This is a genomic window from Streptomyces sp. NPDC085481 (assembly GCF_044541845.1).
Classification (GTDB): Bacteria; Actinomycetota; Actinomycetes; order Streptomycetales; family Streptomycetaceae; genus Streptomyces.
The window spans coordinates 168162-192348 of sequence record NZ_JBITTJ010000013.1 but is presented as its reverse complement, the minus strand read 5'-3'; the positions used below and the strand labels follow the sequence as shown (position 1 = coordinate 192348).

Below are 24187 nucleotides of genomic sequence, written 5' to 3'. Positions count from 1 at the left end.
ACGAGGCGCAGCCGACATCTGCAGGGCACCGAGGGAGACGGCGGCCATCAATGAGCGGTCGAAGCCGAGTCGCTGCCGTCCGCTCACGTCAAGGGGACGACGGCGACCGGCGCGGGGCTGTGGTGGATGACCGCGTGGGTGACATGGCCGAGGTGCGCGCCGAGGGGGACCTTCCGGCTCCGGCGTCCCACGATGACGAGTTGCGCGGTCTGTGACGCCTCGACCAGCTGGTACGCGGCCGAGCCCATCACCGCCGGGGCCGCTACGTCCACGCCCGCGTACCTCATCTGCCACGGTTCCAACAGGTCGTCCAGACCCCCGAGGAGGTGGTCGCCCGGCTCCTCGCCGATCCCCGGGTCCATGACGGCCGCGTAACCGTACGAGGCGGGAAGCGTCCAACTGTGCAGGAACCGCAGGGGCATGCCCCTGCGGGCGGCTTCGTTGAACGAGAACGCGAGCAGGGCTTCGCACGGATGGTAGATGTCGACGCCCACCACGATTCCGCCTTCGGGAGCCGAGTGGTCCTCCTCCGCGCGCACGAGGACGACCGGCTGTCGCGCCGCGCCGACGACGGCGAGCGAGACCGAGCCGACGATGAATCCGCGGACGCCACCGAGCCCGCGCGAACCGAGGACCGTCAGATCCGCCTCGTTCGCGGCGGCTGTCAGTTCCTCGGCCGCCCGGCCCCGCGCACGCTCCGTGAGCACCTCCAGGCCCGGATGGTCCTTCCGCGCCCGGTCGGCCTCCTTCCGCAACAGACTCTCGGCCCGCTCGGCCAAGGTGCGGGCGTACGGCAGGGGGGCCTCCGGGGTGTTCGGCCATTCCTCCACATGCACCAGTCGCAGGGGCACTTCGCGCAACACTGCTTCCGCTGCCGCCCAGCCCACGGCGGCGAGGCTTTCCTTCGAGCCGTCAAGACCGACGGTGACCTGGGGTGTCATGACGTGCCTCCTCAGGGTGTCCGCTCCGTTCCGTCCGGGGTCCGGATCGGACGTGACGTTCGACTTCAGGCTGGTGCCCCACTTGCTCCGGGCAGCAGGGCCGGGCAGGTCTCGATCGGGGCCGAACGGCCCATCCCGAGGGGCCCACCACGGTGCCAGCGTGGGAGGTGTCGCCCTTCGGGACGTGTTCCCGAGCTTCGGGCGTACCCCGGAGGAGGAACCATGAGCAGCAAGACCCCCGCCCGACCGGAGCTCGGCAACGTCGTCGTGGGAGTCGACGGATCCCCCACCGGGCGCACGGCCGTGCTGTGGGCCGCGGCTGAGGCTGACCGCCGAGGGCGGCTCCTGCATCTCGTGCATGCCGCCGACACCGACCGCAGGGCCGTCTACGCGAATGCCGAGACGCTCCAGGCGGTGCGTGAAGCGGGCCGCGACCTGCTGACCGAGACCGCGAGCGCGGTCCAGGAAGACTTCCCGGACCTCAAGATCACCAAGGAGCTGAGCCGTCGGGAGCCGGTCGCGGGCCTCCGGGCGGCCGCCGGCAACCGGGGCACGATCGTGGTGGGCAACCGAGGGCTCGGTGGCTTCTCGGCGCTCATGCTCGGATCCGTCGGTCTGGGCGTGGCAGCCCGCTCCGACGTACCCGTGATCGTGGTCCGTGGTGACGGCGATCGTCCCGCGTCGGGCTCGGTGACAGCAGCGGTGCACGGCGCTTCGGATCTGGGCTGGCTGCTCGTCGCAGCTGCCGAGGCGGACGCCCGCAAGGCGGCATTGCGGCTGGTGAGCGTCTGGAACCTGCTCACCCACGTCGGCAGTGTCGCGACCATGCTGGACGACCTCGACGAGATCGCGCGGCAGCGCGTTCAGGAGGTCAAGGCGCTCGCCGACCTCGTGCGTGACTTCTACTCCGAGCTCGTCGTCAGCCATCACGTCGAGACGGGCACGAGCACGCCCGGGATCCTGGTGGAGGCGAGTGCCCACACCGATCTGCTCGTGATGGGCAGAGAACACCGCGCCCTGGGCGCAGGTCCGTCCCTGGGGCGGGTCGCCCACGTCCTGCTCCACCACGCGCACTGCCCGGTGGAGATCGTCCCACCCTCCTTCGCCACCCGGGTCGAGGAGACGTGAACGAGATCCTGCTCGGAGTCGACCCCCGGGAGCAGCCGATCCCCGCTCTCGTCTGGGCCGCCGACGAGGCTGTACGAAGGGGGCTGGCGCTCCGTCTGGTCGTCGTCGTACCGCCCGTTCACGAGGGGTTGCGGTACGACGTGCTGGCCCACCAGAGCGCGCTGCGCATCCGCGCGGAGTCGGCGATCGCCAACGCGGAGGACTTCGTACGGGAACTCCACGGCGGTCTGCGGATCGCGACGGAACGCGTGAACGGCGTGCCGGCGAGTGTGCTCCGTGACAGGGCGGCGCACGCGGCACTCGTCGTCGTCGGCTCGCGCGGTCTCGGCAGGGCGGCCGAGGTGTTCAGCGAGAGCTCCGTGGTCGTCCCGCTCACCGCGCGGGCCCCCTGCCCCGTCGTCGTGGTCCGCGTACCCGAGCACGCTGCCGTGCACCCACCGACCCTTGTCGTCGGCGTGGACGGCAGCGAGGCTTCACAGGCCGCGGTCGCCTTCGCCGTCGAGGAGGCGAGCCTGCGCGAGGCACGCGTGCGCGCCGTCTGGGTCTGGCCCCCTTCCGTATTCACCCACGACGATCTCGACGAGGGTCTCGCGGAGCGCCGCCGGCTGCTGGCCGAGTCGGTTGCGGGGTGGGCGGTGAGGTATCCGGACGTCGCCGTCTCCCAAGAGGTCCTTCGGGGACACCCGGTCGAGCAACTCGCCCTGGTGTCCGAGGAGTCCCTTGCCTTGATCGTCGGCCGAAGGGGTCGTGGAGGGTACTCCGGCATGCGGCTGGGTTCGACGGTCCACGGCCTGCTGCACCGCGCCACGTGTCCCGTGATCACCGTCCCCGTCCCCCATCGCGAGGGGCTGAACGGCGACCCGGCATGGGCCGACCGGTCCCGTTCCGGTTCGATCGACCGGCCCTCGCCCGCTGACCCGCTCGGCACTGGGGCGCGACGACCTCTACGCGGGACGGTGGGGCGAGAGGACCACCCCGGTCCGTCCCCCGGTTCCCCGGAGAGGTGAGCATCATGCAGCGCATCCGGATCAGCCCCCGGCCCCGTCAGCCCCGCAGGCCGAGCCCGCTCGATCTGCGCACCCCGTCCGGCCGACCGCTCCCGTACTGAGGACGCTCGAGAGCCACGGAGGATGCCATGGGACCGACACGACGCGTCGTACCGTTCACGGAGCTGGGCCGCTCGGACATCGGCCGGGTGGGAGGCAAGAACGCCTCGCTGGGAGAGCTGACCAACGGGCTCCGCTCCGCGGGTGTACGCGTGCCGCCGGGCTTCGCCACCACCGCCGAGGCGTACGAGGAACTTCTTGCCGGCCGGGGACTGCGCGACTCCGTCGAGGAGCAGATCGGCCGCCTGCACCAAGGCGCCCCGCTCGCCGAGGTCGGGGCGGGCATCCGTTCGCTCTTCCTCGCGCAGCCACTGCCCCGGCCTCTGCGGGACGCCATCCTGACCGCGTACGAGCGGCTGGCCGAGGAGAGCGGCCGGGCTGCGCCCGAGGTGGCCGTGCGCAGCAGCGCGACGGCCGAAGACCTGCCCGAGGCGAGCTTCGCCGGGCAGCAGGAATCGTTCCTGAACGTCCGCGGCACCGATGCGCTCCTCAAGGCGTGCCGTCACTGCTATGCCTCCTTGTTCACGGACCGGGCGATCGACTACCGCGAGCGGATGGGCTTCGGCCATCTCGCCGTCGCCCTGTCCATCGGCGTCCAGCTCATGGTCCGCTCCGACCTCGCCGGCGCGGGGGTCGCCTTCACCGTCGACCCGGAGAGCGGCTTCCCCGAGGTGATCGTGGTGAGTGCCGCGTGGGGCCTGGGCGAGACCGTCGTCAGTGGCCGTGTCGACCCCGACGAGTACACCGTGTTCAAGCCCAGCCTGAAGGACCCCGCCCTGGACCCGGTGATCGATATGCGGATCGGCACCAAGCGACTGAAGACCGTGTACGCGGACACCGGGCTCACACGGACGGTCGACACCCCCGACGGCGAGCGGAACCAACGGGTCCTCGCTGACGCGGAGATCCGCGAGCTCGCCGCTTGGGCGGCCGCTGTCGAGGAACACTACGGCTGCCCGATGGACCTCGAATGGGCCAAGGACGGCCTCACCGGGGAACTCTGGATCGTCCAGGCGCGCCCTGAGACCGTGCAGTCCCGCCGACGGTCCACGACCCTGCGCCGCTGCCGCCTGACCGCCGCTCCCGGCGATCCCCTCGTGGAGGGCATTGCGGTCGGCGAGGCGATCGGCCAGGGACCCGTCGTGGCCCTGGACGCCCCCGTCGACCTCGACCGCTTCCCGCAGGGCGGGGTCCTCGTCACCCGGGTCACCGACCCGGACTGGGAACCGGTCATGAAGCGGGCATCGGCGATCGTCACCGATCACGGCGGACGCACCTCGCACGCGGCCATCGTCAGCCGCGAACTCGGCGTCCCCGCCGTTGTCGGAACGGCAGACGGGACCCGGATCCTGCAGGACGGCGGGCTGGTGACCGTCTCGTGTGCCGAGGGCGAGCGCGGGCGGGTCTACGAGGGCCTGCTCGCGTACGAGGAGATCCTCACCGACCTCGCGGAGCTGCCTGCCACGCGCACCCGGGTGATGCTCAACCTTGCTGACCCCTCAGCCGCGTTCCGCTGGTGGCGGCTCCCCGCCGACGGAGTGGGCCTCGCGCGTCTCGAGTTCATCGTCGCCCACCAGGTGAAGGTCCACCCCATGGCTCTGCTGCACCCCGAACGGCTCGAGCCCGCGGACCGTCATGTGATCGACCGGCTCACTGAGGGGTACCTCGACCGCGGACAGTATTTCGTCGAGCGCCTGGCCCATGGCATCGCCCGGATCGCTGCCTCTCGCTGGCCCGCACCCGTCGTCGTGCGCACCAGCGACTTCAAGACGAACGAGTACGCCAAACTGCTCGGCGGCCAGCCCTTCGAACCCGAGGAGGCCAACCCCATGATCGGCTGGCGCGGGGCCAGCCGCTATTACAGCGACGGCTACCGTGAGGGGTTCGCCCTCGAATGCCGTGCGCTGCGCCGGGTCCGTGACGGGATGGGACTGACGAACGTGGTCGTCATGATCCCCTTCTGCCGGACACTCGGAGAGGCGGACCAGGTGCTCGCGGTGATGGCGGAGGAGGGACTCGTACGGGGTGAGAACGGCTTGCGCGTCTACGTCATGGCGGAGATACCGGCCAACATCATCCTCGCCGAGGACTTCGCGGAACGCTTCGACGGATTCTCCATCGGCACCAACGACCTCACCCAGCTCACCCTCGGGGTCGACCGCGACTCCGAGTCCCTGGCCCACGTCTTCGACGAGCGCGACCCCGCCGTCGTCCGCAGCATTCAGATGCTCGCCGCCCGCGCCCACGCCGTCGGCCGCCCTGTCGGACTGTGCGGGCAGAGGCCCAGTGACGATCCGGCGTTCACCGCGATCCTGGTCGACGCCGGTCTCGACTCCATCTCCGTGGCGCCGGACAGCTTCGCGGCGGTGAAACGGCTCGTGGCCGACGCTGAGGCGACGCTGGAGACCGGCGCCGGACGAAGGGGGCGGTGACCGTGCCGAGGAAGACACGGCGCCGAGTGGCCCCGGACATCGAGTCGTCGGCCCGGTTCCGTCGGCAGGCGGCGGCCACGGACACGCGGCGCGGTGGCCCCAGGAGCCACAGATTGCCCGCGGAGGGGGCGAACGGGCGTCCCAGGCGCCCAGTGCACACCATCAGGGTGTCGACGCTCTTCCTCTGAACACACGGCGAATCGGCCGGATCACGAGCAGGGGGCAGGAAAGGAGGACGCGGCCATGACGACCGCAAGGGAAATCATGCACACCGGTGCGAGCTGCGTGCAGGAGAACGAGAGCCTGACGGACGCGGCACGACTCATGAGCGAACTGGACGTCGGGGCGCTGCCCATCTGCGGGCCGGACAACCGGCTGCACGGCATCATCACCGACCGGGACATCGTGGTGAAGTGCCTCGCCAAGGGCAAGGACCCCCACCACATGACGGCCGGGCACCTCGCTCAGGGCAAGCCGATCACGGTCGACGCGGACGCCGACAGCGAGCAGGTGCTCCGCACCATGCAGGACCACCGCATCCGCCGCGTACCCGTGATCGACGACCATCGCCTGGTCGGCATGATCAGTGAGGCGGACCTGGCCCGGCACCTGCCGGAGGAACGGGTGGGCCACTTCGTCGAGGAGATCTGTCGCTGATCGCACCGGCTACGTGGCGCAACGTGGGCCGGTCGGTCCTTCCAGGTAGGGCCCGTTCGGCCCCGTCGAAGAGCCCTCTTGGACGCTGCGTCACCTGGCCTCGCGGGCGGACGATGGGGATACGGAGCCGGACCGGGCCCCCGACCCGATCCGCCCCCGTCCCCACCGACTCGGGTCCACGGCGCCGTCCTTGGCCCCATACACGAGGAGCAGAACGATGACCGGACACCACGTGGAACGCAGGCACAGCCTCTTCCCCGACTTCGACACCTGGTTCGGCCGGGAGTTCCCCGGGCTGCCCGGATGGCGCCCCGCCACAGCCGCACACTCCATCCCGGTGGAGGTGTCCAGCGGTGACGGCGAGTACGTGCTGCGGGCCGAGCTGCCGGGGATGGACCCCGACGACATCACGATCACCGTCGACGACAACCTCGTCACGGTGAGCGCGGAGCACAGCGAGAGCAAGGAGGACAAGGAGCACTCGGAGTTCCGCTACGGCTCGTTCCGCAGGACCGTGCGTCTTCCGGGCACGATCCCGGCCGACGACGTCGAGGCGTCGTACGCGGACGGCATCCTCACCGTCCGCGTCCCGATGCCCGACGAGGAGGAGACGACGACCGTGCGGACGATTCCTGTGAAGCGCACCGCCAAGCCGGCCGAGGGCGGGGAATCATGAACGCCAGGCGAGTCCTGGTCGCCTACGGCAGCAAGGCCGGCGCGACCGCCGGAATCGCGGAAGAGATCGGCCAGACGCTTCGGGACGACGGCTTCGATGCTGTCGTCCTGCCGGCCGACACCGTCACCGATGTCAGCGGCTACGACGGAGTCGTCCTCGGAGGAGCTCTCTATGCCGGGCACTGGACCGGCAAGGCCCGCCGGTGTGCGCGACGTAACGCCGAACAACTCAGGCACCGGCCTCTGTGGCTCTTCAGCAGCGGCCCTGTGGACAGGTCAGCGGACGAGCACGACATCCCGCCCGTACGCGGGGTCGCCCGGCGGATGAGGAAGCTCGGTGCTCGGGAGCACATGACTTTCGGTGGCGCCGTGACAGCCGAGACGTCGGACCCGGTCGCCCGACACATGGTGAGCCGCGGCAAGGGCGGTGACTTCCGCAATCCGGAACGGATCCGGGCGTGGGCCCACCACATCGGAACGGAACTCGGCTCCACCGACTGAATCGGGTGGGCGACAGTCCGGCGAGGTCCACTCCCTTCGGGAGGTGCGGCATGCTCCACAACGAGCCGTCCGAGAGCGGGATCACCCCGCCCAGGAGACCTGCAAGGCGCGCCACCCTGGTCCTCGTCCTGCTGATCTCTCTGATCTGCGGCGCGGTGGCGGCCGGGATGCTGTGGAACGCCGGAGCCAAGGCCGACCGTGAACTCGCCGCGCACCGCCACCAGGTGCAGGCGACCACCACCGGACCGGCCAAGGATCCGCCCGCGGTCGCCCGCTACGGAGCGACGCCGAAGTCCGTCGCACCTGCGGTCTGGGAACAGCCCGACAACGCCCGGCGGTCCGGCAGCATCCCCGTGCCTCCTCGGACGCCCCAGGGCCGCACCGTGACGATCTGGGTGGACGACGCCGGCACCCCCGCGCGCCCCCCGGGCAGCGCCGCCGACCGCGCGCTGACCTCACTCGCGGGCGGTAGCGCCGCCACGGCCGCCGTCGGAGCGATCGGGGTCGGCGCTCTCGCCCTCGTACGGCGGGGGACCGAAAGCCGCCGGCTCGCGGCCTGGGAGAAGGAGTGGGAACTGGTCGAACCCGTATGGTCCGGCCGACTCCGCCGGGGGAGCGCCCCTGGGGCCGACGATGACTGACCGCGCAGCCACGGGGCGAGCCGCCACACCCGCCGGGGTGCTGCCCTTCGACCCCAGTGAGCCCCTGCCCAGGTTGCGCCGGGAGCTCGCCACCGGGCCGGATGGGCTGTCCGCTCGCGAGGCCGCCCGCCGGCTCGCCGTTCACGGGCCCAACGAGGTACGGCGCAAGGCTCGTTCCTCCTTCGCGCGGGAGCTGGTCGGGCAGCTGGTCCACCCCCTCGCCCTGCTGCTCTGGGCCGCCGCCGCGCTGGCCTTCGTCGCCGATCTCGGGGTGCTCGGCTGGGCGGTCCTTGCGGTGATCGCCGTCAACGCGGCCTTCGCGTTGCTTCAGGAGCGCCAGGCCGAGCGCGCGGTGGAGACCCTCGCACGCTATCTGCCCGAGCACGCCCTCGCTGTACGCGACGGCCGGCCCCTCACCGTGGAGGCCCGCGACCTGGTGCCGGGCGATGTGATTCTCCTGGAAGAGGGCGACAAGGTACCGGCCGACGCACGCGTCACCGAAGGGGGAGTGGAAGTCGATCTGTCGATGCTCACAGGGGAGTCCGTCCCCGCCGAACGCATGGCTGCGTCCGGGCTCCTCGGCGCCCCGTTGCTGGAGGAGCCGAACCTCGTCTTCAGTGGGACGACGTGTGTCGAGGGACAGGCTCGGGCCATCGTGTTCGCCACCGGCAACCACACCGAACTCGGCCGCATCGCCGCCCTCAGCCAGCGGACCCGGCGCGAAGCGAGCCCGCTGGAGCGACAGGTCAAGAAGGTCGCCTGGCTCATCGCCGGAGTCGCGACCGGGATGGGGGCCTTGTTCCTGTTCGTCGGGGTGGCCGTAGGGCTGCCGGTGACCGACTCCCTCATGTTCGCCATAGGGCTGCTCGTCGCCAACGTCCCCGAAGGTCTGCTTCCGACCATCACGCTGGCCCTGGCCGTCGGCGTCCGCGCGCTGGCGCGGGAGGGTGCCTTGATGAAGCGGCTCAGTGCCGTGGAGACGCTCGGTTCCACGAGCGTCATCTGCACGGACAAGACCGGCACGCTGACCCGCAACCGCATGCGCCTGAGATCCCTCTGGACCGCCGGTCATGGCGCGGAACCCGGGCCCTGGGCGCAGGAGTTGGTACGGACGAGTGCCCTCTGCACCACCGTCACCCGCGAGGAGGAGGGCGAGCTGCACGGAGATCCGACCGAGGCTGCCCTCGTCGTCGGGGCCGCCGACCGCGAGGCGCCGGTGGATCTCGCCCGGCGCGACGCGGAACGGCGCAGACTGTTCCGCTTCGATCCGCGGCTGCGGCTGATGTCCGTCGTGCAGGACGACGAGGCGACGGGGCGTCTCCGGGTCGTCGCCAAGGGAGCGCCCGAGACGGTCCTGGCCCGTGTTCGTCCTGGCTCCGCCACGGACGCCGCCCGCTCGGCGGCTGAGGAGCTGGCCCGGAGCGGCATGCGGGTCTTGGCCGTCGCCGTACGCGACCTGCCGCCGGGCTCGGAGCCGCCGTCACGACGTCAGGACGCCGAGTCGGGACTGACGCTGCTCGGCCTCGTCGGCCTGTACGATCCGCCGCGCCCCGAGGTGGCGGAGGCCGTGCGCCGCTGCCACGAGGCCGGGGTACGCGTGCACATCGTCACGGGGGACAGCGGAGCCACCGCAGCGGCGGTCGCCCGGGAAGTGGGCATCGGGGTGCCCCGTCTCCACGTGGTCTCGGCCTCCGAGTCGCTTGGCGACGACGAGCTCGACCAGCTTCTTGTGCACGGCGACGCCGAGATCGTCTTCGCCCGCTCCTCGCCCGAGACGAAGCTCAAGGTGGCTGACACCCTGCGGGCGCACGGCCGGATCGTGGCCATGACAGGCGACGGGGTCAACGACGCCCCCGCGCTGCACCGTGCGCACATCGGGGTGGCCATGGGGCGCTCGGGCACCGATGTGGCCCGGGAGGCCGCCACCATGGTGCTCACGGACGACGACTTCGCCACGATCGTGACCGCGGTCGAGTCCGGGCGTCGGGTCTACGACAACGTCCGCAAGTTCATCGTCTACATCTTCGCCCACGCGACCCCGGAGATCGTGCCCTTCCTCGTCTTCGCGCTCTCGGCCGGCGCGGTACCGCTGCCCCTCACCGTGCTGCAGATCCTCGCCATCGACCTCGGCACCGAGACCCTGCCCGCCCTCGCCCTCGGCCGGGAACGCTCCGAGCCCGGCATCATGCAGCGGCCTCCCCGGCCGCGGCACCAGGGCGTGATCTCCCGCGACATGCTCATCCGGAGCTGGGGCTACCTGGGGCTGGTGTCGGCGGCCCTCGTCATGGCGGGCTACTTCTACGTGCTGTGGCGTGCGGGCTGGCAGCCGGGCGATCTCACGGGCACGGGCAGCCCCTTGCACCACGCCTACGTGACGGCCACCACGGCCACCTTCGCAGGCATCGTCACGTGCCAGGTGGGGACAGCCCTCGCGGCCCGCACCGATCACGCCGCGCTGCGCGACATCGGCCTGTTCTCGAACCCGCTGCTGCTCGCCGGTATAGCCTTCGAGCTCGCCTTCACAGCCGCGCTCGTCTATGCGCCCCCGCTCCAGCACCTCTTCGGCACAGCCGCACTTCCTCTGGACGTCGTCCTGCTCATCGCGACCTTCCCGGTCGTGGTGTGGGGCACGGACGAGCTGCGGCGCGCCAGGCGGCGACGTCAGCCCGCATCCGCGGCGCGCTCGGCCCCGGCCGTCTCGGTCCCGCCCTGGTCGAGGCGGAAGGGCGGGTAGCGGTCGGTGCCGAGGGCGCCGTACGAGTAGTACGACACGCGCCAGGACCAGCGGAGCACGCCGAGGTTGAAGTCGAGCAGGCCCCGTGGGAAGCGCTCGGTGAAAAGGATGGCGAAGAACGCGATCACCGTCACGACGAAGAACGCGACCCGGAGGAAGAACAGCACGATCCAGTGGGGGATCACCAGGATCCATTTGACCAGCCACAGCCAGCGCGACAGTGGGGTCTCCAGCTCGGCGCTCACGGCCACCGGAGGGTCAGGAGCGCGGAGCGTCCGTGGTCGTGGGCGTAGGCCCTGAAGACGTGCTCAGGTGTTTCTTCCGTGCGCAGAAATCGCTCGTCGAGCACGGTGGCCAGGTCCTCCAGAGCCGTGCGGAGCACCGATGCGGAGAGCCGGACGTCCGGATGACGTGCCTCCGCAGCCTGGTCGGCCAGACCGACGGCATGGCCGAGCTGGCCGGCCAAGGACGTGTTCTCGTCCCCGTCGTAGAAGTAGTACGACTCGGCGTACTGCATGAAGTCGACGGTGATGGTGGAGAGGGCCGAGGCGAGACCGTCCAGGAGCGCGGCACCCCCGTCGGAGTCCAGCGCCTCGGCGGTGACCCGGCTGCGCCGCACGTGGGACAGCCGCAGGGCGAGCGCCCGGCGGCGGGCCAGTGCCGGGTAGATGCCGAGGATCCAGGCGACGGTCGCCGACAGCAGGACGAAGCCAACCAGCGCCTCCATCGGGGCGAGCACACGCAGCCAGCCCGAGGCCGGCGCGATGTCCCCCAGGCCGAGCGTGGCCAGGGTGACCAGGGAGACATAGAGGGCATCGACCGGACCCGCGTGCTGGGCGGGGGCAAGCCCCGTGGCGTACGAGAAGTCCTCGGGCATGTGGGGCCAGTAGATGAGACCCCAGCCCACGGCCACCGTGAGCGCCCAGACGGCGAGGACCGTCACCATGCCCATCGGGCCGGCGAGACCGGCCGACCGCCACCGCTCGCCGAGATGGGCCGACAGCCACCACACGGACCTCATCACCAGCCTGCTGAGACCGCCGTGGCGGGTCGGGTGCCAGAGGGTGTGGAAGAGGTCCCGGAGGATGAACAGCACCAGGAAAGCGCCTGTGAGCATCGGAAGCCACGTCATTACGGCACTTTCCCCCGGAGGCGTCGCACCCCCTCTGTTTGGCCGCCGATCTCAGCCCGGTGGCGGACGGCGGGAGGCTGCGGGCGGCCGGGTCACGCCAACCGTCCGGCGCGCGTCCGCGCCTCGATGCGCTGTCGTACGGCGGTCGTCAGTGTCGTCAGCCGCGTTGACACCATGGGCTCCGGCGTCACCGGGCGATCGATACGCCGTGCCTCGTTCGGCAGCTCGGCGAGATCCGCTTCGAAGCGGGCGCGGGCAGCGGTCAGGGTGCCCGGCGGCTCCGTACGCAGCCCGTCACGCATGACGGTCCGCAGCAGGGCCTCCGTGCCCGCGGGCGACTCCTCGTCGGCCAGGCCGATGACGTCCCGAAGGCAGGGACCTCGGAAGACCTGCTTCTGCCCCGGCGCCGTCACCTTTGCCGACGACAGCTTCATCACAGGGTGTCCGTCGTACTCGACCAGCTTGTACGCCGCGTCCAGATACGGGGCGTCTGCGGCCGTGCCGACCTTCGTCCCCACGGCGAAGACGTCGATCGGCGCTCCCTCACGGACGAGCCGGTCGACGCCGTACTCGTCCAGACCGCCGCTCGCGATGATCCGCACGTCCCTCAGACCCGCCGCGTCGAGAGCCGCGCGGGCCCGGCGAGCCAGTGCGCCCAGGTCTCCGCTGTCGAGACGGACTCCGCACCCCGAGCCCAGCCGGAGGTCCTTGAGCACGCGCGCCGCCGTCGCGACGCCGCGGTCGGTGTCGAAGGTGTCGACCAGGAAGGTCACCGGGCCGGGATGGGTGCGGGCGAATGCCCGGAACGCCTCCTCTTCCGACGCGAAGGTCTCGATGTACGAGTGGGCCATCGTGCCGGCGGCGGGGATGCCGTACCGGTTGGCGGCGGCGACGTTGCTGGTGCCGGTGAAACCGACGAGGGCGCCGAGGCGTGCCGCCTGCATGCCTGCTTCGGGCCCGTGTGCGCGGCGCAGGGAGAAGTCCACGAGGGGCCGCCCGGCGGCGGCGACCACGCACCGCGCCGCCTTGGACGCGACGGCCGTCTGATGGCAGAGAAGGCAGAGCAGGTACGTCTCGACGAGCTGCGCCTGCGGCAGCGGCGCGGTGACCTCCAGGAGCGGCTCACCTGCGAAGACGAGCCGCCCTTCGGGCACGGCGCGGACGTGACCGTCGAAGGACAGGCCGTGCAGCGGTTCGAGGTCCTCGACAGGCCGCCGCAGCGCCTCGGCGAACTCCTGGACGTCGGAACGGCCCACGCGGAAGCCGGAGAGGTAGTCGAGGGCAGGTTCGAGCCCGGCGGCGACGAGAAACCCGCGACCTGGCGGGAGGTCACGGACGAAGAGGCTGAACGTGGCCGGTGCCTGCATGTCCTCCCGCAGGTACGAGAGGGCCATCGTGACCTCGTACAGGTCGGTGGCGGTCACCTGCGACATGGTTCGAGCCCGTACGGCGGGCCCGTGGCCCGCACCGGATCGGCGGGGCATGGCTACGTCCGGTCCTGGGCGGTGAGTTCGCACCGTACATCCACCACGCCTTCGACGGCCCGCGCCAGGCGTGCCGCGAGTGGGACGAGAGCACTGTCGCGGACCTCGCCGGACAGCGTCACGACACCGGCGTCGACACGGACGTCGACCTGGTGGTGGGAGAGCGGGAAAAGGTGCTCGATGACGTCGCGGCGCACTTCGGCGGCGAGATCGTCGTCCGACCGGAGGAACACCTTGAGGAGGTCGGACCGGCTCACGATCCCCTGGATCGTGCCGCTCGCGTCGACGACCGGCAGTCGCTTGACGTGATGCGCGGCCATGAGGCGCGCGGCCTGCGGCAGGGACGCCTCGGGGGCGACAGTGACGGCGGGCGAGGTCATCAGGCCCTCGGCCCGGCGCGAACCGGCCTTGGCAGTGGCGTCGAGCCGGCGCAGCTGTTCGACGAGTCCCAGGCGGTGGTCGTGGAACTCCTCCTTGAGCAGGAGGTCCGCCTCGGAGACCACGCCGATGACACGTCCCTCGCCCTCGACGACCGGGACGGCGGTCACCTTCCACCGCTGCATCGTGGTGACGATCTCCTTGAAGTCCGCGCCGGGCAGGACCGCGACGACCTTCTTGGTCATCACGTCGGCGACGGTGAAGGGCTGCGATGTCATGACTCTCTCTCCTCACCGGGCGTAGGCCAGGGGTTCCGCGCCGACGCGCGGCATGAGGTCGCCGAGGAGCCGACTGCGGGCCGACAGGAGCCGACGCGCCATGGTCGCCGCGACGCGCGCGAAGACGGCCTCCCCGACGGAAGGATCCGTCGAGCAGAGTTCGCGTACGGCCTCCGCGTCGAACTCGAGGGCGCGAACCTCCGTGGTCGCGGTGGCACCGAGGTGCCACTGGTACGGCGGCATGATCCATGAGCAGCCGAGGAGCGCGCCGGCGGAGAGGGTGTCCACGACCGCGTTGCGGCGCCCGGGGACGTGCGTGTCGAGCTCGACCCGACCCGATTCGAGGATCCAGAACCGGTCGGCGTGCTGCCGTTCGCGGAAGATGCGGGTGCCCGCGGCGAAGTGAACCGGGCGGGAGTGCTCCAAGAGTTGGTCGCGTGCCTCGGGGGCGAGGTCGTTGAGCAGCGTCCGTGTGGTGGTCATGGTGTCCTCCAGCCCTTCCCCCTCAGACTCGCGCGCGGCGGGCGGTCCGTGACAGGGCCGCGCAGGTCACACCCGGGGCCCGAACGGCCCGGGTCACCGGACCAGAACGGCCTCACCCGACCGGGGGACGACGGCCGTCCAGCCCAGCTCGTGGTCGATGCGGTCGCGCAGCGCCTCGGACGCGGCCGGTTCGCCGTGGACGAGGTAGGTGGTGTGCGGGGGAGGGGCGCCGCGCAGCCAGTCGATGATCTGTCCGGCGTCGGCGTGGGCGGAGAAGTGGGGAACGTCGGCGACCTCGGCCCGTACGGGCACGTACTCGCCGAACATCTTGAGTGTCCTGGCGCCGTCCACGAGGTCCCGGGCCCGGGTGCCGGCCGCGGCGAAGCCGACCACGACGACGGCGTTGCGTGGATCGGGGAGCAGCCGGTGCAGGTGGTGCAGGACGCGGCCGCCGGTCGCCATGCCTGCGGAGGAAACGATGACGGCGGGCCCGTGGGTGCTGTTGATGTCGATGGACTCCTGGACTGTACGCGCGGCGAGGAACGGTTCGGGGCTCAGCGCGGCCTCGCCCTGGGAGAGGATCTCCGGCCGTAGCTCAGGGGACCGCTCGCGCACCGCGTCCCGGTACACGTCGAGGGCGGCCAGGGCCATGGGGCTGTCCACGTACACCGGCACCGACCGGGGCAGGACGCCTGTCTCGCGAAGCCGGGTGAGTTCGTGCAGCACGACCTCGGTGCGGTCGATCGCGAAGGCGGGGATGACGACGGTGCCGCTCCGGGCGAGGGTCCGGGCGATCACGGCGGCGAACTCCGACCGGGCGGACTCCTGGTCGTGGCGGCGGTCGCCGTACGTGGACTCCATGAGCAGCACGTCGGCGCCGGAGAACGGTTCGGGCGGCAGCAGCAGGGGGTGTCCGGGCCGCCCCAGGTCGCCGGACGCGGCCAGGGTGTGGCCGTCCTCGAGCGTCAGACGGGCCCACGCCGACCCGAGGATGTGCCCGCCGTGGTGGAGCGTCAGCCGGATACCGGCCATGATCTCGACGTCCTCGCCGACCGGGACCGGGTCGAAGTACGCGAGCGTCTTCTCGACATCGGAGTCGTCGTACAGCGGCTTGGCCGGGCGGTGTTTGGACCAGCCGTGCTCGTCGGCGTGCTGGGCGGCCTCCATCTGCAGGCGGGCGCTGTCGCGGAGCACGATCCCGGCGAGCCGGGCGGTGTGGGCGCTGGTGAGGATCGGCCCCCGGAATCCCTGCCGGACCAGGCGGGGCAGATAGCCGCAATGGTCCAGGTGGGCGTGGGTGATCACCACGGCGCGGACGTCGGCGGCGTCGCGGGCGAACCGTTCCCAGTTGCGGCGCCGCAGGGTCGCGAAACCCTGGAAGAGTCCGCAGTCGAGGAGGATTCGCGCATGGTCGCTCTCGACGAGGAACTTGCTTCCGGTGACCGTCCCCACCCCGCCCAGGAAACTGAGCAGTGCAGGACGCGGAGCGGTGGGTACAGGGTTCGGGGCTGCCTCGGACATGGTCAGCCCTCCTTCGGAGTGGACCGGTTTCCACCCTCGCATCCGGACCGGCCGGGCCCGGAGGGTCCGAGCGGGCCCCTCTCGGGGCCGGTCGGCTCATGTGCTGCCGCGGGGCTCCGCGGAGCCTGGTGGAGCAGGACCTCAGCGACGTGCGACAGGAAGTGGGTGGGCGCCATGAAGGCACTCGTCTTCCAGGAGCCGGGCCGTATCGCCTGGCAGGACGTACCCGACCCGGCGGTCGAGGACCCGGCCGATGCGATCGTGCGGGTCGACGTCGTCACCATCTGTGGCACGGACCTGCACATCCTGAAGGGGGACGTGCCGGAGGTGACGCCCGGCCGAGTCCTTGGACACGAGGCGGTGGGAACCGTTGTCGAGACCGGAGACGATGTCCGCACCGTGCGGCCGGGGGACCGTGTCCTGGTCTCGTGCATCTCTGCGTGCGGCCGGTGCAGGTTCTGCCGTGAGAGCCGATTCGGGCAGTGCCGTGGCGGAGGTGGCTGGATCCTCGGCCACACCGTCGACGGCACACAGGCCGAGTACGTCCGGGTGCCCTTTGCCGACCTTTCGGTCCACCCGCTGCCGGACTCGATCGACGGCTCGGACGCCGTCCTGCTTGCCGACATCTTTCCCACGTCCTACGAGGTAGGGGTCCTGAACGGCGCTGTGAGCCCCGCCGACACCGTGGTCGTCGTCGGCGCCGGCCCCATCGGTCTCGCCGCCATCACCACCGCAGGCTTCTACAGTCCGGGCCGGATCGTCGCCGTCGACCTGGCCGAGTCGCGGCTCGTCGCCGCCCGTGCCCATGGCGCGGACGCCACCGTGAACGCGGGAGAAGACCCCGAACAGCTGGTCGCGGACCTGACCGAGGGCCTCGGGGCCGATGTCGTCATGGAGGCCGTCGGAGTTCCGGAGGCGTTCGAGCTGTGCACGCGGATGGTCCGGCCCGGCGGCAGGGTCGCCAACATCGGAGTCCACGGCAAGCCCGCGGTGCTCCACCTCGAAGACCTGTGGATCAAGGACGTCACGATCACCACCGGTCTTGTGGACACCTCGTCCACGCCCCTGCTGCTCCGCATGATGGCCGCCGGGCGGCTGCCGTCCTCGTCCCTGATCACTCACCGCTTCGAGTTGGGACAGATGGAGGAGGCGTACGACGTCTTCGGGCGCGCGGCGGAGACAGGTGCCCTCAAGGTCGCGCTGGGCGGGTCGTAGGGCGTGCCGATGGCCGGCTCCGACGACCGTCCGGCACGGGCTGTTCCGGTGGAGGACCGAGGCCCCGGGCTCCCGATGCTCCGTGCCCTGGTCCTGGACACGGACGGCGTGCTGCTTGACTCGGCGGGTCTGCACGCGGCGGCCTGGAAGATCGCGCTGGACCCCTGCCTGCACGTTGCGGCGGGCGAGGAGCGGCCGCCGTTCGACGCGGACGCCGACTACCGGCGGTTCGTCGACGGAAGACCACGCTTCGACGGGGCGGCGGCCTTCCTCGCCGCCCGGGGCGTCGGACTCCCGGCCGGAACGCCCGGCGACCCGCCCGGCTGCACGACGATCTGGGCGGTCGCCGCCCGCAAGGAACACGCGTTCGTCGAGCTGCTTCGCAGGGAAGGCGTCACGGCCTTCCCCGACGCCCGGCCGGCTCTCGCGGCCCTGCGCACAGCAGGCGTGCCGTGCGCCGCGGTGTCCGCCTCCCGGCACGCCCGGGCGCTGATCCATGCGGCGGGGCTCGCCGGTCTCCTCGCGGTGATCGTGGACGGTGAGGACGCAGCCCGGCTCGGCCTCGCGGGCAAACCGGATCCGGCGCTCTTCCTGCAGGCGGCATCCCTCCTCGGCCGCCGCCCCCGGGAGACCGCCGTTGCCGAGGACGCGATCGCCGGGGTCGAGGCGGCGCGGCGCGGCGGATTCGGGCTCGTCGTCGGTGTCGACCGCACGGCGCTGTGGAGCGCGGCCGGCCCCTTGCGGGAGCAGGGCGCCGACCTGGCGGTTCCCGATCTCACGACGCTGGTCCGGAACGTGTGGGGTGAGCGCGGATGACCAACGGCTGGACGTGGGGGTACGAGCGGTACGACCCGGAACGCGAGCGGCTCGTCGAAGCGCTCTGCACCCTAGGCAACGGCCGGTTCGCCACCCGAGGATCCGCTCCCGAGTGCACCGCCGGAGGCGCGCACTACCCGGGCATCTATCTGGCCGGCTGCTACGACCGGGTCGCCTCGGTCGTCGCGGGCGAACGGGTCGAGAACGAGGACCTCGTCAACCTTCCGAACTGGACGCTTCTGCGCTATCGGTGTCTTCCGGACGACGGTCAGGCGGGCGACTGGCTGACGCCCGACGCCGGGGAGCTGCGCCACTACGAAGTGCACCTCGACCTGCGCGCGGGCGTGCTCACCCGACGCCTGTTCTTCGAGGACGCCCGCGGGCGGGGCCTGCACGTCAGCCACATCCGCGTCGTGCACATGGCAGACCCCGGGCTGGCGGCCCAGTGCACCGTGTTCCGCGCCTACGGCTGGAGCGGTTTCGTCGAGGTGCAGTCCATTCTGGACGGCGCCGTCACGAATGCCGGAGTCGAGCGGTACCGGCATCTCGAAGGGCGTCATCTCACGGACCACCGGACCGGATTCGAGCCAAAGGGCGTCGCCTGGATCTCCTGCCGTACGGTCGACCCGGGCATCAGAATCGCCATGGCCGTGCGCACGGTCACCCGCCCCGTACGGCCCGCCCGGGAGGCGGCCACCCCGACCGCCACCGTACAGACGTACCGCCTGCCGGTCGTTCCCCGGCGCTCGGCGATGGTCGTGAAGACTCTGGCGCTGCGCAGCTCGTCGGACTGGCCCGCCGTCGACCCGCTCTCGGCGGCCACCGACGTGATCGCTGGTACTCCTTCCTTCCCCCAGCTGCTCGCCACTCACAAGGCGGCCTGGCAGCGCGTCTGGGAGCAGGGTGAGTTGCATGTGCCGGGTGAGGCCGGCCGCGTCCTGCGGCTGCACGTGTTCCACCTGCTGCAGACGCTCTCCCCGCACACGGCGGATCTCGACGTCGGCGTGCCCGCGCGCGGACTGCACGGTGAGGCGTACCGGGGCCACGTCTTCTGGGACGAGCTCTTCGTCCTGCCCTACCTCAACCTCCACTTCCCCGAGGTGGCCCGGGCGCTGCTCATGTACCGGCACCGGCGACTGCCGGCTGCCCGCGAGGCCGCCCGCCTCGCCGGGCGCCAAGGGGCCATGTATCCATGGCAGAGCGCCAGTTCTGGCCGGGAGGAGACGCAGGTCCTTCACCTGAACCCGCGCTCGGGACGCTGGTTGCCCGACCACTCCCGGCTCCAGCGCCATGTCGGCTCCGCCGTCGCCTTCAACGTCTGGCAGTACGGCCAGGCCACCGGTGACCGTGGATTCCTCCACTCCGCAGGCGCGGAGATCCTGCTGGAGGTCGCCCGCCACTGGGCCGGGGCCGCCACGTTCGACCCGGCGCTGGGTCGCTACCGCATCCGAGGGGTCGTGGGACCCGACGAGTATCACGACGCCTATCCCGGTGCCGCGACCCCGGGGATCGACGACAACGCCTACACCAACGCGACCGCCGCCTGGGTGCTCGCCCGCGGCCTCGACCTGCTCGGCGAACTGCCCGAGGCCCGACGCTCGGAACTCTCTGAGCAACTCGCGCTGGACGACGGCGAACTCGCACGCTGGGAGGATCTCTCCCGCCGCCTGTATGTGCCGTTCCACCAAGGCGTGGTCAGCCAGTTCGAGGGCTACGGGGGCCTGGCGGAGCTCGACTGGGAGTCCTATCGGACCCGCTACGGAGACATCCGCAGACTCGACCGGATCCTGGAGGCAGAGGGCGACACGGTCAACCGCTACCAGGCGTCGAAGCAGGCTGACACCCTCATGCTCGGCTACCTCTTCAGGCCCGAGGAGCTGTACGGACTGTTCGCCCGGCTCGGCTACCGGCTGGACGACGAGGTGTGGCGCGCCACCGTCTCGTACTACCTGCGGCGCACCAGCCACGGCTCGACGCTCAGCAGCCTCGTCCACGGCTGGGTGCTCGCCCGGCAGAAAGGCCCCGACGCCTGGCGCTACTGCGAGGAGGCCCTGCTCGCCGACGTCGCCGACGTCCAGGGTGGAACGACCGGCGAGGGCATCCATCTCGGCGCGATGGCCGGCACGGTCGACCTCGTCGAACGCGGGATCACCGGCCTGGAAACGGGATCGGAGGGGCTTCGGGTGGCTCCGGCGCCGCTGGCGGAGATCCCACGCTTTGCCTTCACGGTGTGCGTCGGCCGTCATCGAGGCGTGCGCCTGCGCATACTCCCTGGCCGGCTGGCCATCCGTGTCCCCGCCTCGCCCGGGGGCCCGCTCGCCGTCGTCCTCCCCGGCGACCGGAGGGTCACCGTCGCACCGGGACAGGAGCGTTGGTTCCGTCTCTGAGAGGCGGCTCCGGCCGTGAGAAGCGCTTCATCCGAAGGCGAGCACCTCGGAGACGGGACGGCGCGGTGTGGCCCGGCCCCGGGGGCCGTAGCCCAGGCGGATCACCATGTGGACGAAGCCGATCGTCGAGCCGGGGTCGCGGGTGTCGGAACGGAGTTCGGGCCATTCCAGAGGCTGGGACATGAGGGAGGTGGACAGACCGTCGAGGGTGGCTTGCAGGAGGACCCGGTGCAGCGCCTGGCCGGCCTTCAGCCATGCCTCCGGGGTGTCCTCGACCGTGCCGAGCAGCGCGATCTGCGGCTTCTTCTCGAAGCGCGCCGAGGCACGGCCGGGCACCTGACGGGGAGCACCGAAGTCCCTGACGGGGGAGGTCACGTCGTACTGCCGTGGGCCGAAGGCGTACGCCGGGATGCCCTCGGTGGCGGGGCCTTCTCCGGCCGCACCGGTGCGTGTCCAGGCGGCGATCTCCGTGCGCACGGCCTCGTCTGCCGCTTCGAACAGTTCAGAGGCGTGGACGAGTTCCATGACGGTGTCGGTGTGCCACGCTCCCGGTACGACGAGTCGGCAGCCCTCGAGGAAGGCCGCGGCTCGGAGCCCGTCGATGACCTCCGAGGGGATCCGCTCCTCGGTGAAAGGGAAGCGGCTGGTGTGCCGTTGCGACAGGGCCGCATGGAGCACGTCCAGGTCGCTGTCGGCGTCGCCAGGGCCGTCGAACCGTACGTCGGAGAGGTGCCAGGGATCGTCGGCATAGGGCAGCAGCCGAACCACGGGACGCAGGGCACGGTGTGCGGCGGCGACCCGCAGACCGAACAGTGCGGCGCCGCAGCCTAGGTGGAGGGCGCGGTGGTCCGGGTCCTCGTGCGGCATGCCGCGCAGCGGATCGCCGTGCAGTTCGATGACCCCGGTGGCCGTCTTGCAGACGAACTTCCAGGGCTGTGCGTTGTGCATCGAAGGGGCCGTGACGGCGTCTTCGATCAGCGATGTCACGAGTGGTCGGGTCAGAGCGGTGGTAGACACGGTTCGTCCTGCCTGTGGCGAGTCACCATGAGGTGGCGTGCGGGGTCCGGGTGGGGGCTGTGAGACGTGTGTCGTCTTCGCGGAAGGACAGCTGGTCCACGACGGCGACGACGCCGTCCACACGCTCGGCGAGTCCGACGAGCGACAGGGCCTGACTCCGCCGCCGGACACGGCCTCCCAGCGTCACCACGCCGTCGAGGACGTGCACGTCCACCGCGTCCCCGGGCAGGCCCATGACGTCCGTGAGGACGTCCTCACGGATGCGGCGCCGTATCTCCGAGTCCGGGCGGAGGTAGACACAGAGCAGATCGCGGCGGGTCACGATGCCTACCAGCCGTTCCTCCTCGTCGACCACGGGAAGGCGCTCGACTCCGCGGCGCACCATCAGCCGCGCCGCGTCCGCCACCGTCTCCTCGGCGTGCACCGTGACGGCCGGCGTGGTCATCAGGTCCCGCACGGTCGGCTCGTGGCGGGCCAGGAGGTCGCTCTCGGAGACGACACCGACGACATGATCGTCCTCGTCCACGACGGGTACCCCGCTGATGTCGCGCTCGGCGAGCAACTTCGCCACCTCCTTGAACGGCGTCGCAGGGACGGCGGAGACCACATCTGCGGTCATCAGACCGCCGACTTTCAAGTGCTTCATCGCCGCGCCTCCTGTTCGAGGGGTCGGACGGGTGCTGTCCTGTGTCACCACCCTCCGACGCGCCCGCGGGGCCTGCGAGGGCCGAATGGTCCACCCGCAGGACCGAACGGGCTCCTCACCGCCGAACCGCGCCCCTGCCCGGCCGGGGTGGGGACCTTTGGTCCCGTCATTGCCCCCAGCGGCCCTCCGGCTGTTCGGAACCAGCTGCCAGGGTGAAAGGAGATCCCTCGGACCTCGGGAGGAGGAGCCATGAACGGCATCACAGCCCGGCCCGGTCTCGGCAGGGTCGTCGTCGGTGTCGACGGATCACCGTCCGCACACACGGCGGTGATGTGGGCGGCAGCGGAGGCGGCCCTGCGAGGCAGCACTCTCTGCCTCGTTCATGCCGCGCCCACAGACGCACCGGTTCCGTTTCTCTCCGAGGCCGAGATCGTCAGGAGCAGGCAAGCGGGGAGGGAGCTACTCGACCAGGCTGCCGAGGCGGTCACGGCGCGTCATCCTGACCTGGCGGTCGTCAAGGAACTCACCGATGGCCCAGCTCCAGGCAGTCTGCGACGAGCCGCAGCCCTGACCGGCACCATCGTCGTCGGACACCGGGGCCTTGGCGGGTTTTCGTCGCTGTTGCTCGGTTCGGTCGGTCTCGAGGTCGCGGCCGGCGCCACCACGCCCGTGGTCGTGGTGCGCGGGGCCGAGGAGACCGTCGAGGCCGGCACGGTTCTCGCGGCCATCCGGGGCGAGGCCGACACGGGGTGCGCCCGCGCGGCGGCCCGCGAAGCCCTGCTGCGAAAGGTGCCTCTGCGGCTCCTGCACGTGTGGAGTGTGCCGCTGTCCGTCGACCCACGGGCTGCGTTGCGCAACGGTTGCGACCGGATCGCCCGCGATCACGCACGCGCACTGTCCTCTGTCTCGGACCGGATCCAGGAAGAGTTCCCGAACCTGACGCTGCACGCCGAGGGCCAGAAGAGCCGCAGCGTGCCCGGAGCTCTCGTCGACGCGTCTCACCACGCCGACCTCCTGGTCGTGGGCGGTCGGCGATCGCCCGGCTACCTCGGACCGACGCTCGGCCGGATCACGCTGGCCCTGCTGCAGCACGCCCACTGCCCTGTGGAACTCATCCCCCGGCAAGGGCCTGGACATGGGAGCACGTCATGACCAGCACCACGGATCGCGGTGGCATCGTCGTCGGCATCGACCCGGTCAAGGACTGGCACATGGCCCTGGCCTGGGCTGCGGACGAGGCCCACCTGCGAGCAGGGGCACTGCGCCTGGTGGTCGCGGTACCACCGCAGCACGACACCCACCACGTCGACGACACCCCCCGTCACGTGGCACAGCGGCGGGCGGGCACCGAAACTCTGCGTACCGCGCTTGCCTGGGCGCACGCAAGGCAGCCGGGCATCGAGGCCACCTCGTCCCTTCTCGACGGGTTCCCCGGAGGAGTCCTGGCCGGTCTGTCACACGAGGCCGACCTGATCGTGCTGGGCTCCCGGCATCTCAGTCGTACCGAGGAGTTCCTGAGCGCCGGCTCCCTGGTCGTCCCGGTCACCGCGAAGGCGCACTGCCCGGTGGCCGTCGTCGGCGACGCGGAACACGTTACGCAGGACACGCCCTATCTCGTGGTCGGCGTCGACGGCAGCGAGCCCTCACGAGCGGCCCTGGCCTGGGCCTTCGAGGAAGCGGACCTCCGACGCTGCGCACTGCGTGCGATCGCCGTCTGGCAACCGCCCGTCTTCACCCTGCGCTCCGGTGACACGCTGTTCCACGCCGAACGCCGGATGCTCTCGGAGACGACGGCGGGCTGGACGGAGAAGTATCCCGACGTCCGGCTCACCCACGAAGTGCCCATAGGATCCCCCGTCGAAGTGCTCGCGGAAGCAGCCGAGCACGCCCTCGCCCTCGTCGTCGGCCGTCGGGGCCGCGGTGGGTATACCGGGATGCGCGTCGGCTCCGTGGTCCACGGGCTGCTGCACCGTGCCCACTGCCCGGTGATCACCGTCCCCGCCGGGTGAGCGAGT

The 24187-nt window shown here is 71.2% G+C and carries 21 protein-coding genes and 1 pseudogene; 13 read left to right on the top strand and 9 right to left on the bottom strand.

What is annotated here, in order from left to right; genetic code table 11:
* Positions 1-83 precede the first annotated feature (83 nt).
* A complete protein-coding gene (locus ACIGEZ_RS25875; protein WP_399835071.1) occupies positions 84-941 on the bottom strand; it encodes a universal stress protein in 858 nt (285 codons plus the stop codon).
* Between the two features lie 222 nt (positions 942-1163).
* On the opposite strand from ACIGEZ_RS25875, the gene ACIGEZ_RS25870 reads away from it, so the two are divergent.
* From ACIGEZ_RS25870 to ACIGEZ_RS25835, 8 genes are all read left to right on the top strand, one after another.
* A complete protein-coding gene (locus ACIGEZ_RS25870; RefSeq protein WP_399835069.1) occupies positions 1164-2069 on the top strand; it encodes a universal stress protein in 906 nt (301 codons plus the stop codon).
* Complete coding sequence (locus ACIGEZ_RS25865) at positions 2066-3076, top strand: universal stress protein (RefSeq protein ID WP_399835066.1); 1011 nt, start codon at positions 2066-2068, stop codon at positions 3074-3076. Before ACIGEZ_RS25870 ends, ACIGEZ_RS25865 begins: the two co-directional genes overlap by 4 nt.
* 128 nt (positions 3077-3204) lie before the next feature.
* Positions 3205-5607 carry a phosphoenolpyruvate synthase gene (gene ppsA / locus ACIGEZ_RS25860; RefSeq protein WP_399835063.1) on the top strand — a complete coding sequence of 801 codons (2403 nt, stop codon included), beginning with the start codon at positions 3205-3207 and terminating at the stop codon, positions 5605-5607.
* Positions 5608-5850: 243 nt separating this feature from the next.
* Complete coding sequence (locus ACIGEZ_RS25855) at positions 5851-6264, top strand: CBS domain-containing protein (RefSeq protein ID WP_399835061.1); 414 nt, start codon at positions 5851-5853, stop codon at positions 6262-6264.
* Between the two features lie 217 nt (positions 6265-6481).
* Positions 6482-6940 carry an Hsp20/alpha crystallin family protein gene (locus ACIGEZ_RS25850; RefSeq protein ID WP_399835059.1) on the top strand — a complete coding sequence of 153 codons (459 nt, stop codon included), beginning with the start codon at positions 6482-6484 and terminating at the stop codon, positions 6938-6940.
* Positions 6937-7440 (top strand): flavodoxin domain-containing protein, encoded by a 504-nt coding sequence (locus tag ACIGEZ_RS25845; protein WP_399835056.1) that lies wholly within the window; start codon positions 6937-6939, stop codon positions 7438-7440. The genes ACIGEZ_RS25850 and ACIGEZ_RS25845 overlap by 4 nt, the downstream gene beginning before the upstream one ends.
* A 50-nt stretch (positions 7441-7490) precedes the next feature.
* Entirely contained in the window at positions 7491-8081 is a 591-nt protein-coding gene (locus ACIGEZ_RS25840) for a hypothetical protein (RefSeq protein ID WP_399835054.1), read from the top strand.
* A complete protein-coding gene (locus ACIGEZ_RS25835; protein ID WP_399835052.1) occupies positions 8074-10815 on the top strand; it encodes a cation-translocating P-type ATPase in 2742 nt (913 codons plus the stop codon). The genes ACIGEZ_RS25840 and ACIGEZ_RS25835 overlap by 8 nt, the downstream gene beginning before the upstream one ends.
* Here ACIGEZ_RS25835 and ACIGEZ_RS25830 read toward each other — a convergent pair.
* From ACIGEZ_RS25830 to ACIGEZ_RS25805, 6 genes and pseudogenes are all read right to left on the bottom strand, one after another.
* A pseudogene (locus ACIGEZ_RS25830) lies at positions 10797-11066 on the bottom strand (DUF4389 domain-containing protein); the annotation flags it as partial. The gene ACIGEZ_RS25835 and the pseudogene ACIGEZ_RS25830 sit on opposite strands and share 19 nt — an antisense overlap.
* On the bottom strand, positions 11057-11932 hold the full coding sequence (locus ACIGEZ_RS25825; RefSeq protein WP_399835049.1) for a potassium channel family protein: 876 nt from the start codon (positions 11930-11932) through the stop codon (positions 11057-11059). The pseudogene ACIGEZ_RS25830 and the gene ACIGEZ_RS25825, both read right to left, overlap by 10 nt.
* A 107-nt stretch (positions 11933-12039) precedes the next feature.
* Entirely contained in the window at positions 12040-13380 is a 1341-nt protein-coding gene (locus tag ACIGEZ_RS25820; RefSeq protein ID WP_399835046.1) for a nicotinate phosphoribosyltransferase, read from the bottom strand.
* Positions 13381-13433: 53 nt separating this feature from the next.
* The gene (locus tag ACIGEZ_RS25815) at positions 13434-14087 is read right to left on the bottom strand and encodes a CBS domain-containing protein (RefSeq protein WP_399835043.1); all 654 of its coding nucleotides are present in this window, start codon (positions 14085-14087) and stop codon (positions 13434-13436) included.
* A gap of 12 nt (positions 14088-14099) precedes the next feature.
* The gene (locus tag ACIGEZ_RS25810; protein ID WP_399835041.1) at positions 14100-14570 is read right to left on the bottom strand and encodes a cyclic nucleotide-binding domain-containing protein; all 471 of its coding nucleotides are present in this window, start codon (positions 14568-14570) and stop codon (positions 14100-14102) included.
* 93 nt (positions 14571-14663) lie between these two features.
* Positions 14664-16091 (bottom strand): MBL fold metallo-hydrolase RNA specificity domain-containing protein, encoded by a 1428-nt coding sequence (locus tag ACIGEZ_RS25805; protein WP_399835038.1) that lies wholly within the window; start codon positions 16089-16091, stop codon positions 14664-14666.
* Positions 16092-16265: 174 nt separating this feature from the next.
* Between ACIGEZ_RS25805 and ACIGEZ_RS25800 the strand changes: the two genes are divergently transcribed.
* From ACIGEZ_RS25800 to ACIGEZ_RS25790, 3 genes are all read left to right on the top strand, one after another.
* Positions 16266-17306 carry a zinc-dependent alcohol dehydrogenase family protein gene (locus tag ACIGEZ_RS25800; protein ID WP_399835035.1) on the top strand — a complete coding sequence of 347 codons (1041 nt, stop codon included), beginning with the start codon at positions 16266-16268 and terminating at the stop codon, positions 17304-17306.
* A 75-nt stretch (positions 17307-17381) separates the two neighbouring features.
* A complete protein-coding gene (locus tag ACIGEZ_RS25795; protein ID WP_399835032.1) occupies positions 17382-18122 on the top strand; it encodes an HAD family hydrolase in 741 nt (246 codons plus the stop codon).
* Positions 18119-20509, top strand: a complete 2391-nt coding sequence (locus ACIGEZ_RS25790; RefSeq protein ID WP_399835030.1) for a glycoside hydrolase family 65 protein — start codon at positions 18119-18121, stop codon at positions 20507-20509. The genes ACIGEZ_RS25795 and ACIGEZ_RS25790 overlap by 4 nt, the downstream gene beginning before the upstream one ends.
* A gap of 27 nt (positions 20510-20536) precedes the next feature.
* Here the strand turns inward: ACIGEZ_RS25790 and ACIGEZ_RS25785 are convergent, their stop codons facing one another.
* The gene (locus tag ACIGEZ_RS25785) at positions 20537-21526 is read right to left on the bottom strand and encodes an Acg family FMN-binding oxidoreductase (RefSeq protein ID WP_399835027.1); all 990 of its coding nucleotides are present in this window, start codon (positions 21524-21526) and stop codon (positions 20537-20539) included.
* Positions 21527-21548: 22 nt separating this feature from the next.
* Complete coding sequence (locus ACIGEZ_RS25780; RefSeq protein ID WP_399835024.1) at positions 21549-22172, bottom strand: CBS domain-containing protein; 624 nt, start codon at positions 22170-22172, stop codon at positions 21549-21551.
* A gap of 249 nt (positions 22173-22421) precedes the next feature.
* Between ACIGEZ_RS25780 and ACIGEZ_RS25775 the strand changes: the two genes are divergently transcribed.
* Positions 22422-23324: a universal stress protein gene (locus ACIGEZ_RS25775; protein ID WP_399835022.1), complete on the top strand. Its 903-nt coding sequence runs from the start codon at positions 22422-22424 to the stop codon at positions 23322-23324.
* Positions 23321-24181 (top strand): universal stress protein, encoded by an 861-nt coding sequence (locus ACIGEZ_RS25770; protein ID WP_399835019.1) that lies wholly within the window; start codon positions 23321-23323, stop codon positions 24179-24181. Before ACIGEZ_RS25775 ends, ACIGEZ_RS25770 begins: the two co-directional genes overlap by 4 nt.
* The last annotated feature ends 6 nt before the right edge of the window (positions 24182-24187 follow it).

Bases quoted from the DNA above. Each gene is read 5' to 3' on its own strand.
- ACIGEZ_RS25825 (WP_399835049.1), bottom strand. From the start codon at position 11,932: ATGCTCACAGGCGCTTTCCTGGTGCTGTTCATCCTCCGGGACCTCTTC.
- ACIGEZ_RS25870 (WP_399835069.1), top strand. From the start codon at position 1,164: ATGAGCAGCAAGACCCCCGCCCGACCGGAGCTCGGCAACGTCGTCGTG.
- ACIGEZ_RS25780 (WP_399835024.1), bottom strand. From the start codon at position 22,172: ATGAAGCACTTGAAAGTCGGCGGTCTGATGACCGCAGATGTGGTCTCC.
- ACIGEZ_RS25790 (WP_399835030.1), top strand. From the start codon at position 18,119: ATGACCAACGGCTGGACGTGGGGGTACGAGCGGTACGACCCGGAACGC.
- ACIGEZ_RS25805 (WP_399835038.1), bottom strand. From the start codon at position 16,091: ATGTCCGAGGCAGCCCCGAACCCTGTACCCACCGCTCCGCGTCCTGCA.
- ACIGEZ_RS25815 (WP_399835043.1), bottom strand. From the start codon at position 14,087: ATGACATCGCAGCCCTTCACCGTCGCCGACGTGATGACCAAGAAGGTC.
- ppsA (WP_399835063.1), top strand. From the start codon at position 3,205: ATGGGACCGACACGACGCGTCGTACCGTTCACGGAGCTGGGCCGCTCG.
- ACIGEZ_RS25770 (WP_399835019.1), top strand. From the start codon at position 23,321: ATGACCAGCACCACGGATCGCGGTGGCATCGTCGTCGGCATCGACCCG.
- ACIGEZ_RS25800 (WP_399835035.1), top strand. From the start codon at position 16,266: ATGAAGGCACTCGTCTTCCAGGAGCCGGGCCGTATCGCCTGGCAGGAC.
- ACIGEZ_RS25775 (WP_399835022.1), top strand. From the start codon at position 22,422: ATGAACGGCATCACAGCCCGGCCCGGTCTCGGCAGGGTCGTCGTCGGT.
- ACIGEZ_RS25820 (WP_399835046.1), bottom strand. From the start codon at position 13,380: ATGTCGCAGGTGACCGCCACCGACCTGTACGAGGTCACGATGGCCCTC.
- ACIGEZ_RS25810 (WP_399835041.1), bottom strand. From the start codon at position 14,570: ATGACCACCACACGGACGCTGCTCAACGACCTCGCCCCCGAGGCACGC.
- ACIGEZ_RS25855 (WP_399835061.1), top strand. From the start codon at position 5,851: ATGACGACCGCAAGGGAAATCATGCACACCGGTGCGAGCTGCGTGCAG.
- ACIGEZ_RS25835 (WP_399835052.1), top strand. From the start codon at position 8,074: ATGACTGACCGCGCAGCCACGGGGCGAGCCGCCACACCCGCCGGGGTG.
- ACIGEZ_RS25875 (WP_399835071.1), bottom strand. From the start codon at position 941: ATGACACCCCAGGTCACCGTCGGTCTTGACGGCTCGAAGGAAAGCCTC.
- ACIGEZ_RS25845 (WP_399835056.1), top strand. From the start codon at position 6,937: ATGAACGCCAGGCGAGTCCTGGTCGCCTACGGCAGCAAGGCCGGCGCG.
- ACIGEZ_RS25795 (WP_399835032.1), top strand. From the start codon at position 17,382: ATGCTCCGTGCCCTGGTCCTGGACACGGACGGCGTGCTGCTTGACTCG.
- ACIGEZ_RS25840 (WP_399835054.1), top strand. From the start codon at position 7,491: ATGCTCCACAACGAGCCGTCCGAGAGCGGGATCACCCCGCCCAGGAGA.
- ACIGEZ_RS25850 (WP_399835059.1), top strand. From the start codon at position 6,482: ATGACCGGACACCACGTGGAACGCAGGCACAGCCTCTTCCCCGACTTC.